The organism is Nocardioides sp., from assembly GCF_004803405.1.
Classification (GTDB): Bacteria; Actinomycetota; Actinomycetes; order Propionibacteriales; family Nocardioidaceae; genus Nocardioides; species Nocardioides vastitatis.
Genome location: NZ_SSXI01000143.1, coordinates 899 through 17,768, shown reverse-complemented (window position 1 = coordinate 17,768; position 16,870 = coordinate 899). Strand labels below are relative to the sequence as shown.

Annotated in this window: 11 protein-coding genes; 4 read left to right on the top strand and 7 right to left on the bottom strand. The window is 70.6% G+C overall.

The annotated features are described in order from the left end of the window. From E7Z54_RS10105 to E7Z54_RS10090, 4 genes are all read right to left on the bottom strand, one after another. A partial coding sequence (locus E7Z54_RS10105) for a cation:proton antiporter (RefSeq protein ID WP_136433344.1) occupies nt 1-1,792 on the bottom strand: 1,792 nt, incomplete at its 3' end. 105 nt (nt 1,793-1,897) lie between these two features. Next, nucleotides 1,898-3,769, bottom strand: coding sequence for an ABC transporter ATP-binding protein (locus tag E7Z54_RS10100; protein WP_206056121.1), 1,872 nt, complete (start codon nt 3,767-3,769; stop codon nt 1,898-1,900). Then, on the bottom strand, nt 3,766-5,583 hold the full coding sequence (locus E7Z54_RS10095; RefSeq protein ID WP_136433342.1) for an ABC transporter ATP-binding protein: 1,818 nt from the start codon (nt 5,581-5,583) through the stop codon (nt 3,766-3,768). The genes E7Z54_RS10100 and E7Z54_RS10095 overlap by 4 nt, the downstream gene beginning before the upstream one ends. 76 nt (nt 5,584-5,659) lie before the next feature. Beyond that, a complete protein-coding gene (locus tag E7Z54_RS10090) occupies nt 5,660-10,600 on the bottom strand; it encodes an NAD-glutamate dehydrogenase (protein ID WP_240769609.1) in 4,941 nt (1,646 codons plus the stop codon). 93 nt (nt 10,601-10,693) lie between these two features. Here E7Z54_RS10090 and E7Z54_RS10085 point away from each other — a divergent pair, with 93 nt between their 5' ends. Further along, the gene (locus E7Z54_RS10085) at nt 10,694-11,176 is read left to right on the top strand and encodes a DUF2505 domain-containing protein (protein WP_168798261.1); all 483 of its coding nucleotides are present in this window, start codon (nt 10,694-10,696) and stop codon (nt 11,174-11,176) included. A 2-nt stretch (nt 11,177-11,178) separates the two neighbouring features. After that, complete coding sequence (locus tag E7Z54_RS10080) at nt 11,179-11,661, top strand: DUF2505 domain-containing protein (RefSeq protein WP_136433336.1); 483 nt, start codon at nt 11,179-11,181, stop codon at nt 11,659-11,661. Here the strand turns inward: E7Z54_RS10080 and E7Z54_RS23135 are convergent. Genes E7Z54_RS23135 through E7Z54_RS10070 form a run of 3 tightly spaced genes read right to left on the bottom strand, consistent with a single transcriptional unit; the run spans nt 11,658 to nt 14,983 of the window. Then, complete coding sequence (locus E7Z54_RS23135) at nt 11,658-11,819, bottom strand: hypothetical protein (RefSeq protein ID WP_168798260.1); 162 nt, start codon at nt 11,817-11,819, stop codon at nt 11,658-11,660. The genes E7Z54_RS10080 and E7Z54_RS23135 overlap by 4 nt on opposite strands. A 25-nt stretch (nt 11,820-11,844) precedes the next feature. Beyond that, nucleotides 11,845-13,485: an L-glutamate gamma-semialdehyde dehydrogenase gene (pruA, locus tag E7Z54_RS10075; protein ID WP_136433334.1), complete on the bottom strand. Its 1,641-nt coding sequence runs from the start codon at nt 13,483-13,485 to the stop codon at nt 11,845-11,847. A 58-nt stretch (nt 13,486-13,543) separates the two neighbouring features. Then, nucleotides 13,544-14,983, bottom strand: a complete 1,440-nt coding sequence (locus tag E7Z54_RS10070; RefSeq protein ID WP_240769608.1) for a WS/DGAT/MGAT family O-acyltransferase — start codon at nt 14,981-14,983, stop codon at nt 13,544-13,546. A 152-nt stretch (nt 14,984-15,135) separates the two neighbouring features. On the opposite strand from E7Z54_RS10070, the gene E7Z54_RS10065 reads away from it, so the two are divergent. Then, entirely contained in the window at nt 15,136-15,495 is a 360-nt protein-coding gene (locus tag E7Z54_RS10065) for a hypothetical protein (protein WP_136433330.1), read from the top strand. A 67-nt stretch (nt 15,496-15,562) separates the two neighbouring features. Continuing rightward, nucleotides 15,563-16,870: hypothetical protein (locus E7Z54_RS10060; protein WP_168798259.1), on the top strand; the 1,308-nt coding region annotated here is incomplete at its 3' end.

Sequence of the window (16,870 nt, the reverse complement as noted above, 5' to 3'; positions counted from 1 at the left end):
GACCGCCGTCCCCGCGCAGCTCCACCGTGGTGCCGCGGGCGACCGCGACCCGGGCGCCCAGGAGCAGAGCGGCCTCGCTGTGGGTGTCGCCGGTCCAGTTCACGACGACATGGGCGTCGTCGTCGAGGGGCGGCGTGCCGGCAGCCACCACCGCGACCGGTGACTCGTTGGCGGCCACGACCGCGCCGAGGGCCGGGTCGTCGGACCACGCGATCAGGCCCTGCGGAGCCAGCGCGGCGACCAGCTCGACGAGGTCCTGCTCGACGTCGGCACTCGGGTGCGCGATGACTCGGACCGGGATGCCGAGCTCCTCGCCGCGGTGGACGAGCACCTGCTGGCGCTCCATCGCCTCGGCCATCTCGGCCAGCTCGAGGGACAGCCCGCTGCCGACCTCGAGGGGTCGACCCTGGGGCTGCAGGTCCGCGACCACGATCTCCGCCGGGCGGGCTCCCGCGAGCTGCGCCACGGCCAGCTCGACGAGGACCGAGCTGCTCTGTCTGGGCCGGGCCAGCACCAGGATCCGGTCGACCGCCTCGTCGCCCAGCGCCGCGCGTTCCGCCTCGGCGATGTCGCGTGCCACGCGGCGGGCGGGATAGGCGAACCCGAGCAACGGACCGGTCATCACGGTCGTGACCAGGGCCATCACGACCATCATCGTGAACAGCTCCTGGCTGAGCAGACCGAGCTCGAGGCCGACGTTGAGGATCACCAGCTCGGTCAGTCCTCGGGTGTTCATCAAGATCCCCAGCGCGTTGGCCTGCCAGTGTGGAACGCCTGCGGAGCGCGCACCGACGTAGGCGCCGACGTACTTGCCGACGATGGCGACGGCGAGGATGGCGACGAGCTGGACGAGGTTCTCCAGACTCAGGCCGCGCAGGTCGACCTTCAGGCCGGAGACCAGGAAGAAGACCGGCAGGAGGAGCAGGACGGAGATCTGCTCGAGCCGGACCAAAATCTCGTGGCGCAGCTTCGCAGCGTCCTCGTGCGGGAGGATCGCGCCGAACAGGAAGGCGCCGAAGATGTAGTGGACACCGAGGTACTCGGTGGCGGTCGCGAACAGGAGCAGGCCGACCAGGACGATCGAGAGGATCGTCGGGGTCAGCTCGCCGGCCTTGCGGTACATCGAGGTGAGGGTGGTGAGCAGCGGCCGGACCACGAAGATCGCGACCAGCGCGAACGGCACTGCCAGGTAGATCACCCAGCTCGGGCCGTGGCCATGGTCAGCGCCGCCGGCGATGCCGATCACGACCGCGAGCAGCGTCCACGCCAGCACGTCGTCCGTAGCGGCGCAGGCGAGCGCCAACCCTCCGGTCTCGGTGCGGTGCATCCGTCGATCGGTGAGGATCCGCGCGAGCACGGGGAACGCGGTGATGCTCATCGCGGCACCCATGAAGAGCGCGAAGGGCAGGAAGTCGGCCCCGGCCGGGCGCAGGTCGTCGAGGAGCTTGGCCAACCCGACGCCCATCGTGAACGGCAGCACGATCGACATGACGGACACCGACGCGGCGACGCGTCCACGCCCCTTCACGAGCGAGACGTCGAGCTCGAGGCCCACGACGAACATGAAGAGCACCAGGCCGATGCTGGCCAGCAGCGACAGGAAGGGCCTGGTGTCGAGGGGGAACAGGGTGTTGCTGAACTCGACGCCGAGCAGGCTCGGGCCGAGGAGCACGCCGGCGAAGATCTCACCGACGACGGGTGGGATGCCGACCTTCCCCGCCGCGATGCCGGCGAGCCGGGCGACGACGATGATCAGGGCGAGCTGGGCCAGGATCACGGTGATGTCGTACACAGGCGCCTCTCCTCGAAGGGTGCAGAAGCAGCCTAGGGGCCGGAGGTACCCGCTGACCGGGATTCGCCCGACGCAGCAACGCCCGCAACGCCCGACCCGACGGACCTATGCCAGGGAGTCGACCCAGGCGTCGTGAAGATCGGAGTAGCGTCCGTGCCCGCCGGCGACCAGGTCCGCGGGCGCACCGTCCTCGACGATCCGGCCGTGCTCCATCACGATCACCCGGTCGGCGATCTCCACGGTCGAGAGCCGGTGGGCGATGATCACCGCGGTGCGGCCCGCGAGCACCGTGCGGAGCGCCTGCTGGACCAGCCGCTCGGACGGCACGTCGAGGGACGAGGTGGCCTCGTCGAGGATCAGCACCGCCGGGTCGGCGAGGAACGCGCGGGCGAACGCCACCAGCTGGCGCTGGCCGGCGCTGAGCCGGCCGCCTTGGTTGGCGACGTGGGTCTGGTAGCCCTGCGGCATCGCCGCGATGAAGTCGTGGGCCCCGAGCGCGCGGGTCGCCGTCTCGATCTCCTGCTGCGTGGCCTCGGGCCGGCCGAACCGGATGTTGTCGGCGATCGAGCCGGAGAAGAGATAGTTCTCCTGGGTCACCATGACCACGGCGCGGCGCAGGTCGGTCGAGGTCAGGTCGCGCAGGTCGACGCCGTCGAGCAGCACCCGCCCGGCGGCGGGGTCGTAGAACCGGGTCGCCAGCTTCGCGACGGTGGTCTTGCCCGCCCCCGTGGTGCCGACGACGGCGAGCGTCTGCCCGGCAGGTACGACGAGGTCGAGCCCGCGCAACACCGGTCGGTCGGGCACGTAGGAGAAGTCGAGGGCCTCGAAGGTCACCTCACCGCGCGCGGCCGGCATCGGCACCGGGCGCAGGGGCTCGGGCACGTCGGGTTCCTCGCGGAGCACGCCGGCCAGCTTCTCGAGCGCGGCGGAGGCCGACTGGAAGGTGTTGTAGAACTGACTGATCTCCTGCATCGGCTCGAAGAACTGCCGAAGGTAGAGCAGGAAGGCCGCCAGCACCCCGACGGTCACCTCGCCGTGGAACGCCAGGTAGCCGCCGTACAGGAGGACGACGGCGATCGTCACGTTCCCGATCAGCCGGATGCCGGGCATGAACCACGCGAGCAGCCGGAAGGCGACGAGGTTCGCGCTCCGGTACTGGTCGTTGACGTCGTCGAAGATCTCCTGGTTGCGCGCCTCGCGGCGGAACGCCTGGACCGCTCGGATGCCACCCATCGACTCGACGAAGTGGACGATCACCAGGGCGACCTTCTCCCGGGTCCGCTCATAGCTCTTCGCCGACGCCTTGCGGAACCAGGTGGAGATCCAGAAGAGGAACGGGCCGCAGGCGAGCGCGACCAGGCCGAGCTCGACGTCGAGGAACAGCAGCAGCCCGGCGGTGCCGACCAGGGTGAGCGCCGCGGTGACCAGTCCGTCGAACCCGGTCTCCAGCATCTCGTAGATCGCGTCGACGTCGGAGGTCTGACGCGAGATCACCCGGCCCGAGGTGTAGTCGTCGTGGAAGGCCGGGCTCAGCGCCTGGAAGTGGCGGAACACGCGGCGGCGGATCTCGAACAGCAGGTCCTGACCGATCCTGCCCGACCGCACCAGGAACAGGTTGCGCAGGGCAGCCTGGGTGAGCGTCGCCGCGAGCACGAGTCCGACGATCGCCACCAGGGGCTGCAGGTCGCCGGACTCGCGGATCGGGGGGATGCCGGTGTCGATGCCCTCCTTGACGAGGTACGGGATGGAGAGGCGTGCGGCGTTCTCGACGAGCACGATCGCGACCAGGACCCAGAGGGCGACCCGGTAGGGGCGGAGCAGGTCGCGCAGCAGCGCGCCCGCGCCGCCGGTGAACCTCCCGCTCGCCGCGCGCTCCTCGGCCTCGATGCCGTCGATCTCGGCGATGCCGCGCCAGGACGCGCCCCGGTCGGAGGCCTGGTCGGAGGTCTGGTCGGAGGTCCGGTCGGTCGTGGTCACGACGCCACCTCCTCCTCGACATCGGCGTCGGCGGCGAGCAGCTCTCGGTAGGCGGGGACCGTCGCCATGAGCTCGCTGTGCTCGCCCACGTGGGTGATCGTGCCGTCCTGGAGCAGGGCTACCCGGTCGGCGAGGAGCACCGTCGAGGCGCGGTGGGCGACGATCAGACCGGTGGTGCCGGACAGCACCCGACGCAGCGCCTCCTCCACGAGCATCTCGGTGTGCACGTCGAGGGCCGAGAGCGTGTCGTCGAGCACCAGCACCGCCGGCCTGGCGAGAACCGCCCGTGCCAGCGCGAGACGCTGCCGCTGGCCCCCGGAGAGCGCCATCCCCTGCTCGCCGATGCGCGTGTCCAGGCCCCACGGCAGGTCGCGGACGAACCCGGCCTGGGCGATGTCGATGGCCTCGTCGATGTCGGCGTCGCTGGCGTCGGCTCGTCCGAGCGTGAGGTTCTCGCGGGCACTCATCGAGAACAGCGTCGGGTCCTCGAACGCGGTCGCCACCAGCGTGCGGAGATGATCGAGGTCCAGGTCGCGGATGTCGACGCCGTCGAGCGTGACCCGGCCACCGCTGACGTCGTACAGCCTTGGCACGAGGGCGGTGAGCGCTGTCTTGCCGGAGCCGGTGGCGCCGACCACCGCCACCGTCTCGCCGGGCCTGAGGTCGAGGTCGACTCCGCGCAGGACCGGCTCGCCGGGGGCGTCGGGGAAGGCGAAGTCCACCCGCTCGAAGACCAGATGCCCACGCGCCTCCTCGATCCTCCGGGTGCCGGCGGTGATGTCGGACCGGGTGTCGAAGATCTCGAGGATCCGGGCAGCGGCCGTCATCGCCTCCTGGCTCATCGCCAGGATGTAGCCCAACGCGGCGACCGGCCACACCAGGGACAGCATGAGGGTGATGAACGCCACCAGCTCTCCGGGCGTCAGCTCCCCCCGTCCGACGCCGATCGCGCCGAGCAGCAGCACGACGACCACGGCAAGGTTGGGGATCACGTCGAGGAAGGTCCAGAACCGCGCCGCGAGGCGGACCTTCTCCATGCTGGTGTCGTGGAGCGCCCGCGCCGCCCGCTCGTACTGGTCGCTGATGTAGTCGCTGCGACCGAAGGACTTCACGACGCGGATGCCGACCGCACCCTCCTCGGCTCGGGTGGCGAGGTCACCCTGCTCGTCCTGGACGCGGCGCGAGATCAGGACGTACCGGCTCTCGAAGCGACGCGACAGCCAGACGATCGGCGCGGCGGCGACGGCGACCACCAGCCCCAGCGGCCAGTACATCTCGAGCAGCACCACGGTGACCGCGACCACCTGGACGATGTTGATGAGGAGGAACAGCAGGCCGAAGCCGGCGAACCGGCGGATCGCCGAGAGGTCGGTGGTCGCGCGCGACAGCAGCTGGCCGGACTGCCAGCGGCTGTGGAAGGCCATCGGCAGGGCCTGGAGATGGGCGTAGAGGTCGTGGCGCATCGCGGTCTCCATCGAGAGCACGGCGCTGGACTGCACCCAGCGCCGTAGCCACATGAGGAGCGCCTCGGTCACGCCAAGTGCCAGCGCCAGCAGCCCCAGGGGGAGCACCGGGTCGAGCTCGCCCTGGGTGATCGGGCCGTCGATCAGCGCACGGGTGACCAGCGGGATCGCGACGGCCACGCCGACCCCGAGGAGCGCGGTGGCGAGCATGATGGCCATGGCCCACGCGTGGGGGCGCAGGTACCCCCGCAGGCGCCACAGCGAGTGGACGCCTGCCGGGGGCGGACTGTCCGGGTCGGGCTGCTGCGGGTCTCGCGTCGCCGGAGCCGGGCTCGTGGAGTTCGTCGACATCGGTGTTTCGACCCTAGGTCTCGACACCGACAGTCGGCGAGTCCTTTATGAAAGCCGACGGCGCGCGCGCCAGGGCTCAGGCGAGCAGGCCGCGCACCACGCGCAGGCCCACGGAGACCTTCGCGATGTCGGCCGGCTCCTCCGCACACACCGCCGTGAGCGCCGCGACGGCGTTCTCCACCACGCCCCCGGTCAGCTGCTCCCACGCCGCGACGCGCCGGGCGGAGGCCTCCTGCCGGTCCTCCACCGCGCCGTCGACGACCGCCGCCGTCTCGCGAAGGACCTGGCCGGTCAGTTGCGCGTGCACCGCGTGCAGGTCGTCGCGCAGCGCAGCGCGCGCCATCGTCTGCCACTGGTCGGCCCGTGGCAGGTCGACGATCCGCTGCTGCAGCACCGACAGCCCCAACCGCTCCCCCAGCACGAAGTGCACCCGCGCGACGTCGGAGGGGGGCAGCCCGTCGCGGGTCGCGATCTCCACGACGTTCAACAGCGCGTACGCCACGTCGTACGCCGCCACGCGGGCCGCCAAATCCTCAGGAACCTGCTGGGACTCCAGCGAGCGGCGTCGGGCCTCGTAGGCGGCGAGCTCGGCACCGGTGAGGAGCTGCGGCAGCTCGAGCATCGTGGCCTGCACCGGGTTGGCGAACAGGTCGACGGTGGCCTGGCTGTCCAGCGGTGGCCGGCGGTTGGTGAGCAGCCAGCGGGAGGCCCGCTCGACCAGCGTGCGCATCTCGACCCGCATCCGGGTCTGCACGCCGGCGTCGAGCACGTTGTCGTAGTCCTCGAGCTCCCTGCGCAGCGCGAACGACCCGAAGATCTCCCGCGCCACGAAGTTGGCCCTGGTCAGCTCGGCCGCGCTCGCGCCGGTCTCACCCGTCAGCCGCGGCCAGTAGGTCATGCCCGCACCGTTCACGAGGTCGTTGACGACCTGGGTGACGATGATCTCGCGGCGCAGCGGGTGCTGCCCGATCTGCTCACGGAACCCGTCCTGGATCGGTCGGGGGAAGTACGACTCGAGATCGAGCGTGAGGTAGGGGTCCTCGGTGAGGTCCGAGGCCAGCAGCTCCTCCGCGAGCACGATCTTGGTGTAGGCCATGAGGACGGCCAGCTCCGGCTGCGTCAGGGCACCACCGGCCTCCAGCCGCCGTCGTACCTCCTTGGTGCCCGGGAGCGCCTCCAGCTCACGGTCGAGCAGGCCCTTCTTCTGCAGGTCGCGCATCCACTGCTCGTGGACGTGGAGCAGCGACGGCGCGTTCCTGGCGGCGTTGGCCAGGGCGAGGTTCTGGTCGTAGTTGTCGCGCAGCACCAGCTCGGCGACCTCGTCGGTCATCGACGCCAGCAGCGCGTTGCGCTGCTTGCGGGTGAGGTCGCCGTCCGCGACCACCCGGTCCAGCAGGATCTTGAGGTTCACCTCGTGGTCCGAGGTGTCGACGCCGGCGGAGTTGTCGATGAAGTCGGTGTTGATCCGCCCGCCGTTCATCGCGTACTCGATCCGGCCGCGTTGGGTGAGCCCGAGGTTCCCTCCCTCGCCGACGCAGCGCGCGCGCAGCTGGGCGCCGTCGACCCGGATGGCGTCGTTGGACTTGTCCCCGGCGTCACCGTGGGTCTCGGTCGATGCCTTCACGTAGGTGCCGATGCCGCCGTTCCACAACAGGTCGACGGGCGCCAGCAGGATCGCGCGCATCAGCTCCGCCGGCGTCAGCCGCTCGACGTGCCCGGCGATGCCCAGCGAGGCGCGGATGTGCTTGTTGACCGGGATCGACTTGGCGCTGCGCGGGAAGACCCCGCCACCCTCGGAGATCAGCGACCTGTCGTAGTCCTGCCAGCTCGACCGGGGCAGCTCGAAGAGCCGGCGCCGCTCGGCGAACGACGTCGCCGCGTCCGGTTCCGGGTCGATGAAGATGTCGCGGTGGTCGAACGCCGCGACCAGCCGGATGTGCTCCGAGCAGAGCATGCCGTTGCCAAAGACGTCGCCGGACATGTCGCCGATGCCGACCACGGCGATGTCCTGGGTCTGGCAGTCGATGCCCATCTCGCGGAAGTGGCGGCGGACCGAGACCCACGCGCCCTTCGCCGTGATGCCCATCGCCTTGTGGTCGTACCCCACCGAGCCACCGCTGGCGAACGCGTCGCCCAGCCAGAACCCGTAGTCCTGCGCGACACCGTTGGCGATGTCGGAGAACGTCGCGGTGCCCTTGTCCGCCGCGACCACCAGGTAGGCGTCGTCGGCGTCATGGCGCACCACCCGGGCGGGCGGCACCGTCTCCCCCGCCGCCAGGTTGTCGGTGACGTCGAGCAGGCCGCGGATGAAGGTCTTGTAGCAGGCGATGCCCTCGGCCATCCACGCCTCGCGGTCGCTCGCGTCCGGCAGCTGTTTGGCGTAGAACCCGCCCTTCGCGCCGACCGGCACGATCACCGTGTTCTTCACCATCTGCGCCTTGACCAGGCCGAGGACCTCGGTGCGGAAGTCGTCTCGGCGGTCTGACCAGCGCAGGCCGCCGCGTGCGACGGCGCCGAACCTCAGGTGGACGCCCTCGACCCGGGGGGAGTGGACGAAGATCTCGAACTTCGGTCGCGGCTGGGGCAGGTCCGGGATGGCGGACGGCTCGAGCTTGAGGGACAGGTACGGCTTCGGCACGCCCCGCTTGTCGCCGTGCTGGAAGTAGTTGGTGCGCAGGGTGGCCTGGATGTGCGTCAGGTAGGAGCGCAGGATCCGGTCGTGGTCGAGGCTGACCACGTCGTCGAGCGCCCTGCGGATCTTGCTCACCAAGTCGGCCTGGCGCTGCTCGCGGCCGGCCTCGGCGTCCGGGTCGAACCGGACCTGGAAGAGCTCGACGAGCAGTCGTGCGAGGTCGACGTTGTCCACGAGCGCCTGCTCGATCGAGTCGACCGCGAACGGACTGTTGCCCTGCTTCATGTACTTCGCGTAGGCGCGCAGCAGCATCGCCTGCCGCCAGGTCAGTCGGGCGCGCAGCACCAGCCGGTTGAACCCGTCGGTCTCGGTGAAGCCGTCCCACATGGCGCGGAGCGCGCTGGAGAACAGCTCGCGGGCGTGCTCGGGCAGCGCACTGCCGTAGCGGAGGCCGAAGTCGTAGATGTGGGTCCTTCGCTCGAGCCCGGTCAGGGAGTAGGGCCGCTCGTCGACGACCTCCACCCCCATCGAGGAGAGCATCGGAAGCACACCCGAGAGGGACAGCGGGTCCCCCACCCGGAACAGCTTCAGTCGCGCCTCGCCGTCGGCGGCGTCGAGGTCGGAGTACAGCGACTGGTCGATCCCGCTGTCGCCCTGGATGCCCTCGATCCTGCCCAGGTCGACCGCAGCTGTCCGCGGGCTGAAGTCCTCCTTGTACGCCTCGGGGAACGCGTCGAGGTAGCGGCGGCCGAGCAGCGCGCCGACCTCCTCGCCGTACTCAGCGATCACAGCCTGGAGGAAGTCCTCCTGCCATGACCGCGATGCCTCCATCAGCCGCCGCTCCAGGTCGGCGGTGTCGATGTCGTCGGGGATCAGCTCCCCCTTGGGGAGGCGGACGACGAAGTGCACCCGCGCTGTCGTCGACTCGTTGATGCTGACGTTGAACTCGACCGACTCCGGTCCGATCCGGCCCTTCCCGATCTGCTCGGTGAGGATCCGCACGAACTTGTGGCGGACGCCGGTGTTGTAGCGGTCACGCGGCAGGTAGACGAGCACGGAGAGGTAGCGGCCGTAGGTGTCGCGCCGGACGAAGAGGCGCAGAGCACGTCGTTCGCGGGCCTGCATGGCGGCCTCGGCGACCGGGGCGAGCTCGTCGACCGGCGTGTGGAAGAGCTCGTCGCGCGGATAGGTCTCGAGGGTGTCGAGCAGCGCGCTGCCGTCGTGGCTGTGCGGGTCGTGACCGCTGCGCCGCATCACCTCGGCGACCTTCTCGCGCAGGAGCGGGATCCGCAGCAGCGACTCCGTGTACGCGGCGCTCGACAGCAGCCCCAGGAACCGGCGCTCGCCGACGACCTCGCCGTCGGGGCCGAAGGTCTTCAAGCCGACGTAGTCGAGATAGGCCGGCCGGTGCACCGTCGATCGGGAGTTCGCCTTCGCCAGCACCAGCAGGGTCTTCTCCCGGGCCTTCGCCTTGACGGCCTCCGGCAGCCGGCTGAACGCGATCGAGGACGCCTCCTGATGGGGGTGCTCTCGCAGGATGCCGAGCCCCGTGCCGGGGACGGCCCGCAGCACCTCCTCCTCGGCCGCGGCGCCGTCCACCCGCGCCTTGTCCAGGACGTACTCGCGGTAGCCCAGGAACGTGAAGTGCTCCTCGGCGAGCCAGGACAGCAGGGCCGCGGCCTGCCGCACCTCCCCTTCGTCGAGCGGTGGCGGATCCTCCCGCAGACCGCTGACGATCTCCCCGACCCGCTCGCTCATCTGCGGCCAGTCCTCGACGGCGGCGCGGACGTCACCGAGGACCCGGTGGATCTCGGCCGCGACGCGGTCGGGGTCGTCGTCGCCCTCGCCGCTGAGGCGACCGATCTCGATGTGCATCCACGACTCGCGGATCACGCCCTCAGGCGGGTCGACGGAACCGGCCGACACGGGCTCGGCCGATGCCAGGCGACCATCCTCCCCTCGGCGTACGTCGAAGGTGGGGTGCACCACGACGTGAACGTCGTGGACCTGGCGGGCCAGCTCCATGGTCAGGGAGTCGACGAGGAACGGCATGTCGTCGACCACGACCTCGACGACGGTGTGCCCCGCGGCGGACCACCCGTGCTCGGCGACCGTCGGCGTGAACACCCGCACCTTCGCCGTACCCGGGGTGCGGTCGAGAGCCAGGTGGTGGTGCGACGCGAAACCGCCGTACACGTCGACGTCGCTACGGGCCGCGAGCTCCTCGGTGGCCACGTGCCGGTAGTAGGCCGGCAGCAGCGCGGGCAGCGCGCTCCGCGGCGGTCCACCGCTGCCCTTGGGCGGACCGGCCGCGGCGGCCGCCTGCTCGAAGATGCGGTCCCGGTCTGCCCCCGGCACGGAGGGCTGCAGCGTCGACGTTGACACGCTTTGACAGTAGGCCCCGGCTGGTGCGGCCACAACACACCACCGCGGCCACGCCGCGGTCGTCACCGATTCGTGATGCGCCATGATGTCCAGATGTTCTTCCGCCGCGAACTTGCCTACGAGGCGACACCCGACGAGGTGTTCGCGATGCTCGCCGACCCGGCGTTCCGCGAGAAGGTCGCAGCCGCCCAGGATGTCGTGTCCGCGGAGGTGACGCACACGCCGCAGGGCGACGGCTTCACGATGGTGGTCGACCAGGTGCAGCACACCCGGGGGCTCCCCACGATCGCGAGGAAGTTCGCCGGCGACACGACGCAGGCGGTCGTGCGCGAGGAGTGGAGCGGCCCCGACCGCGGCACGATCGAGATCACGGCGCCGGGCAAGCCGACGAGGGCGTTCGGCACCCTGGCGCTGGTGCCCGACGGCGAGGGGACCCGACACGTCGTCGAGCTCGAGGTGACCGTCAAGGTTCCCCTGGTCGGCGGCAAGCTGGAGAAGCTGATGACCGACAACATCGACGACGGCCTGTCCACGGAGCTCTCCGTCGGCCAGGCCTGGCTGAAGGGAGACCGCTGAAGATGGCGACGCGCTTGGTCCACGAGATGGTGTACGACGCCCCTGCTGAGGCGGTGGCGGCGATGCTGTCGGACCCGAAGTTCCGGGAGGAGGTCTGCACCGCCATCAAGGCCACCACCTTCACGGTGACCGTCGAGGGGGGTGTCGCCGCGAAGCAGGTGAGGATCGAGATGGATCAGCCGACCGACCGCGTCCCGTCGTTCGCACGGAAGTTCGTCGGCGAGACGGCGAGCGTCGTGCAGACCGAGAACTGGTCGAGTCCGACGGAGGCCGACATCGTCGTCGCGATCCCCGGCAAGCCCGGCGAGATGCGCGGCACCGCCCGCCTGGTGGAGAAGGACGGCGTGACCACCGAGACCGTGGACATGGAGGTCAAGGTCAAGATCCCGCTGGTGGCCGGCAAGATCGAGGAGCTCCTCGCCAAACTGCTCAAGAGCGCGCTCAAGGCCGAGCACCGCACCGGGCAGGAGTACCTGGCCCGCTAGCCCTCGGGCAGGTCCGGGCCGACCGGCTCCTGCTCGTCACGCTCGGCCCGACGACGCAGGGCGATCACGATCCCGAGCACCACGAACGGCCCGAAGGCCAGGGCTACGGTGGCCGCCTGCTCCACGGGGTGGAGCGCGCCCAGGTGGAGTGGGATCACCGGTCCATGGTCCCACCTCCCCCGGTCAGCCCATGTGCGGGTACCGATGGTCGGTCGGCGGGACCAGCGTCTCCTTCATCGACCGCGGCGAGGTCCAGCGCAGCAGGTTGAGCGCCGAGCCGGCCTTGTCGTTGGTGCCCGACCCACGCGCGCCGCCGAACGGCTGTTGGCCGACCACCGCTCCGGTCGGCTTGTCGTTGACGTAGAAGTTGCCCGCCGCGAAGCGCAGCTCCTCGCTCGCCCACTCGATCGCCGCGCGATCGGTGGCGAGCACCGAGCCGGTGAGCGCGTACGGCGCCGCCGACTCCGCCTGCCGCACGACCGACTCGAAAGCGCCCGGGTCGCGGTCGTCGTACACGTGGACGACGAGGATCGGCCCGAAGTACTCGGTCGAGAACATCTCGTCGGTGGGGTCCTCGGCGACGACGACCGTGGGGCGCACGAACCAGCCGACGCTGTCGTCGGTGGTGCCGCCGGCGACGACCTGCAGCCCCTCGGTCGCGTGGGCCCGCTCGATCGCGGCGGTGTGCTTGGCGAAGGCCCGACGGTCGATCACCGCTCCGGTGAAGTTGGTGAAGTCGGTCGGGTCACCCACGCCGAGAGCGTCGGTCTCCGAGGCGAGGTCATCGCCCATGCGCGCCCAGAGCGAGCGCGGGACGTAGGCGCGCGAGGCGGCCGAGCACTTCTGGCCGGAGTACTCGAACGCGCCTCGGATCATCGCGGTCCGCAGCACGGCCGGGTCCGCCGAGGGGTGGGCGATGATGAAGTCCTTGCCTCCCGTCTCCCCCACCAGTCGCGGGTAGGTCCGGTAACCGGTCAGGTTGGCGCCGACTGCCTGCCACAGCTTCTGGAACGTGGCGGTCGAGCCGGTGAAATGGATCCCGGCGAGGTCGGGATGGGCGAGCGCGACCTCGGACACGGCGAGACCGTCACCGGGCAGCATGTTGATCACGCCCGGGGGCAGGCCGGCCTCCAGCAGCAGCTCCATCGTCACGGTGGCGGCGAACTGCTGGGTGGGGCTCGGCTTCCAGATCACCGTGTTGCCCATCAGCGCGGGCGCGGTCGGCAGGTTGCCCGCGATGGCGGTGAAGTTGAACGGCGTGACGGCGTAGACGAAGCCCTCGAGCGGGCGATGGTCGGTGCGGTTCCAGATCCCGCGGCTGTTGGCGATCGGCTGCTCGGTGAGGATCTGCTTCGCGAAGTGAACGTTGAACCGCCAGAAGTCGATCAGCTCGCAGGCTGCGTCGATCTCCGCCTGGACTGAGGTCTTCGACTGGCCGAGCATCGTCGCCGCGTTGAGCCGCTGCCGCCACGGGCCGGCGAGCAGCTCCGCGGCCCGGAGCAGGATGGCGCACCGCTCGTCGAACGCCATCGCACGCCACTCCGGCGCGGCCGCGCGCGCCGCGTCGATCGCACGCTTCGCGTCGTCGGTCGTGCTGTTGCGGAGCACACCGAGCACCCGCTGGTGCGCGTGCGGCTGTACGACGGCGATCTCCTCGCCGCCGCCGGGCGTCCACTCGCCGCCGATGTGGGCGTCGAGCTGCTTGGAAGGCGCAGAGCCGAGGGTGATGAGCTCTGTGGTGAGGGCTTCGCGCTCCGGGGTGCCAGGCGCATAGGTGAGGTTCGGCTCGTTCGTCGGAGCCGGCGGGAACGTGATGGCGTCCATGCTTTGCGACGATACTGCGTCGTCTCCGCCCGGTCGCGCGAGCGCGGTCGGGCCCAGGTCAGCGCTTGGGCGTCGGGCCGCGGCGGCCGCGCGGCGCACGCTGCCGGGTGGCCGAGGAGAGGTCGAGCAGCTCGTCGATCGCCTCACGCAGGCACACGCCCAGGAGGTCGGCGTCGGGGATCCAGTCGCGGTCCGCGGTGATGCCGTAGTAGACGCCGCCGTCGTAGGAGGTGACGCCGATGGCGAGCGGGTGACCGGGCAGCAGCGGCGGCACCGGGTAGCTCGCGAGCATACGGGCGCCGGCCGCGTAGAGCGGAGCCTGCGGGCCGGGGACGTTGGTGACCGAGATCTGGTAGCCGCGGCGCAGCTCCGCGGCGGCGAGTCGGGAGCCGATCGCGTGGAAGGTCGTCGGCGCGAAACCCGCGATCCCGGCGATCCGGTTGGCGGCGACGCTGCGGCCGGTGTCCTTGTGGGCCTGGAAGGAGTACGACACCTGGTGCAGCCGTACGACGGCACTGGGCTCCCCCACCGGCAGGTCGACGAAGTGCGGGGCGATCTGACTGCCGAGGGAGGTGGCCTCGAGCTCCTCGTCGATCACCGACACCGGCACCAGGGCACGGACCTGACGCAGGCCGCCGAGCGACTCCGCGCGCGTCATCAGCCAGGCACGCAACGCGCCGGTGATGGTGGCCAGGATGACGTCGTTGATCGTGCCGCCATGAGCGTCACGGATCCGGCGGTAGTCGACGAGCTGGGTCTGGACCGCGACGATCCGACGCTGCTGCGAGAGCGGCCCGGCGAGCACCCCGCCGGACTTCGGGCGGCGCCCGGTGGCCGCCGACATGAAGGACCGCGCCCGCTGGCTGCGGCGGTCGGCGGTGCGCGCCAGCGCCCGCGATCCGGTCCGCACCGTGTCGAGCAGCGAAGCGGGGTCGGTCAGGTTCTCACGTACGGCATGCGTGAGCAGCTGGGCCGGGTTGGGCGAGCGGCGCGGGGACCAGTCGTCGGGATCGAGCTCGCGCGGCTCCGGCTTCGGGTCCAGCAGCAGCTGGCCGAGGTCGAGGGTGTGCACCCCGTCGACCAGCGCCTGGTGGGTCTTGTAGAGGAGCGCTACCTTGCCACCCTCGAGGCCCTCGACGAAGTACATCTCCCACAGCGGCCGGGTGCGGTCGAGAGGGCGCGAGACGATCCGTGAGACGAGCTCGAGCAGCTGCGCGGACGTCCCCGGGCGAGGCAGGGCGGAGCGGCGCACGTGGAAGCCCACATCGAACTTCTCGTCGTCGACCCAGACCGGGTTGGCGAGGTGGCCGGGCACGCTCTGCAACCGCTGGCGGTAGCGCGGCACGAACGCGATCCGGTCGCAGATCAGCTCGACCAGGCGCGCGTGGTCGAGCTGGTCGTCACCCGGATCGAAGATCTCGATCGTGGCGTTGTGCTGCGGCGCCTCCGGCGTCTCCTCGGCAAGGAACGCCAGGTCGCGCAGTCGCACCCGGTCCACCACGTCGATCTCCAGCCTCTGATCGGGAGCCCCCGAGCTGCTGACGCCCGGGCCCCATCCGGACGTCTCGGGATCACATGAGATTCTGACAGAGAACCCCGCCACGACCGGACCCCCGTCCACGAGGCGCTCCGCCCCCCAGGAGGAAACACATGCAGCGGATGCGGATCGTCGGCGCCCTGGTCGCCGGCGCCACCGTGCTGGCCGGCGCCACGGCGTGCGGTGAGGACCCGAAGGCGAGCACCGACGAGCCTGTGGTCGTCGAGATCACCTTCGCGGACGGCACGGTCGAGCCGAACGGTGAGCGCGTCGACGTCGCCGCCGGCCAGCCGATCGACCTCGTCGTGACCGCCGACGAGCCCGGCTCTCTGCACATCCACTCCGAGTCCGAGCAGGAGTTCGCCTTCGAGGCGGGGACCGAGACCTTCCCGATCCGAATCGACCGGCCCGGCGTGGTCGAGGTCGAGTCGCATGAGCTCGACCAGGTCATCGTCCAGCTCGAGGTCCGATGACCCACCCGACGCGACTCCTCGTCTCCTCCGCTGCGCTCCTGCGCCGAACGATCGCGCGGGGATCCCGGTGACCGAAGCGCCCGAGGCGCACGGCATCGGCGGCTCCGCCGACCTGCCGATCCCTCTCGAGCTGGCGATCTCCGGCGCGGTCGCCGCACTGGTCGTCTCCTTCACGGTCCTCGTCGTCGCGTGGCGGCTGCCCCGCTACACCGAGCCGGGTGGCCGAGCGGCGCCGGCGTGGCTCGACGCGGCTGTGCGGTCGTCGTACTTCCGGGGCGGCCTGCGTGCGCTCGGCCTGCTGCTGACGGCGTACACCGTCGCCTGCGCCGTGTTCGGCCAGAACTCCCTGACGAACCCGTTCTTCGGGATCGTCTACGTCTGGTGGTGGGTCGGGCTGGTGTTCGCCTCCGCCCTGCTGGGGCCGGTGTGGAAGGCGATCAGCCCGCTGCGGACCATCAACGCAGGCATCGCCAGGCTCGCGGGGAGCGACCCGGACGAGGGGATGCTCACCTACCCCGAGTGGCTCGGGTACTGGCCGGCGGCGCTGGGCCTCTACGCGTTCGTGTGGCTGGAGCTGGCGTACCGCTACCCGACCGAGCTGGGATCCGTGCGGCTGTGGTGCGCGATCTACGTGGGCGTGATGCTCGTGGGCGGCGCCCTCTTCGGCAACCGGTTCTACGAACGGGCCGACCCCTTCGAGGTCTACTCCTCGCTCATCGCGAAGCTGTCGCCCTGGGCGGTCCGGGAGCGCCGCCTGGTGCTGCGCAGTCCGCTGGCGAACCTCTCCACCATCGAGCCGCGACCCGGCCTGGTCGCAGTCGTGGCGGTCCTGTTCGGCAGCACCGCGTTCGACTCGTTCGCCGAGTCCTCCTTCTGGGTCCAGACCTACCAGGACTCCCCGCTCAGCAAGGGGATGCTCGACAACGCGGCGCTGCTGACCTTCTGTCTGACGGCGGGCGTCCTGCTCGGCGTCGGGAGCGCGCTGACATCGAGCGGCGGTGAGGTCCGTCGTGAGCTGCCACGCCGGTACGCGCACTCCATCGTGCCGATCGTCCTGGCCTACATCGTGGCCCACTACCTCACGCTGTTCATCGACGTCGGCACCCAGACCCTTGCCCGCGCCAGCGACCCGTTCGGGAAGGGCTGGGACATCCTGGGCACCGCGTCGTTGGAGCCCTCGTACTGGTTCTCCTACCACCCCAGCGTGCTGGCGACGGTCAAGGTGGTGGCGGTGGTGATCGGCCACGTCGTCGCAGCCGTCGCCGCTCACGACCGGGCGATCTCGCTCCTCGCCAGGCGGGACCAGATCACCGGACAGCTGCCGCTGCTGCTGGTGATGATCGGATTCACCGCGGGCGGGCTGTACCTGCTTTTC